Annotated in this window: 1 protein-coding gene; it reads left to right on the forward strand. The window is 65.5% G+C overall.

Features of this window, described 5'->3' with window-relative positions:
• Positions 1-69: 69 nt before the first annotated feature.
• Positions 70-1,019: LysR family transcriptional regulator (locus tag EON91_RS14635; protein WP_292096171.1), on the forward strand; the 950-nt coding region annotated here is incomplete at its 3' end.

Consider the following 1,019-nt stretch of genomic DNA (forward strand, 5'->3'; position numbering starts at 1 on the left):
CTCTCCCCAATCCAACACGAGATAGGTTGACATGTTGTTTGAACCAAATGATATCTGTGCATCTGCAGCATGAATACCGTTCAGTTCAAAAACCTCGATCTAAACCTGTTCCGCGTGCTTCTGGCGCTGCTGGATCACCGCAGCGTATCCCGCGCGGCCGAGGAACTGTCGCTCACACCCTCCGCCGTCAGCCATGCCTTGGGCCGTCTCCGCACCGCCCTCGGCGACCCGCTTTTCGAGCGCAGGGGCGGCGGCCTCAGCCCCACCGCCTACGCCATAGACGTAGGCCGCCGGGTCCGCGGTTCCATGGATACCCTCCGCGACGCCCTCCACCGCGAGGAGTTCGACCCCGCCACCGCCGAGCGTGAATTCGTCCTGGCCGCCGGCTCCTATCCGGTCCTCGTCCTTCTCCCGCGCGTGATCGAGCATCTCGCCCGTGTCGCCCCCGGCGTCCGTATCCGCCTGCGCCGCATCGAGGACCAGTCCCCCGAAGACGTCCAGCAGGGTCGTCTCGACATGATCTTCGGCATCGCCGCCAACGCCACCGGCCGCCTTGAATTCCGCCGGCTGATCTCCGACCGCATGGTCTGGATCGCCCGCCGCGGCCACCCGGACGTCCATGCCCCGCTGACCATGGAAATGCTCAGCGACGCCCGGCACATTCTCATCGAGAAGTTCAACCGCGTCGCCAGCCTCGAATATCCCGAGCTCCGCCGCTTCTTCGATGAGGGCCGCGAAATCGGCGACGTCACCCGCGCCGCCGTCGGCCTCGGTCACAACCGCCGCAAGATCGCAGGCGCCAGCACGATCGTCACCGACACGATGCACGCCATGGCCATGGCCGCCCAGTCGGACCATGTCACGCTCACGCTTCGCAAAGCCGCCGAAGCATTCCTGACGGATCAGATACAGATCCTCGATCCGCCGCACTCCACGCCCCCCATCGAGATCGGCGTCGTCTTCCATCCCGACCGCATGCGCGACACCGGCTTCGCCTGGTTCCTGTCCGTGCTGGAAGA

The organism is Brevundimonas sp. (genome assembly GCF_004210735.1).
Taxonomy (GTDB): domain Bacteria; phylum Pseudomonadota; class Alphaproteobacteria; order Caulobacterales; family Caulobacteraceae; genus Brevundimonas.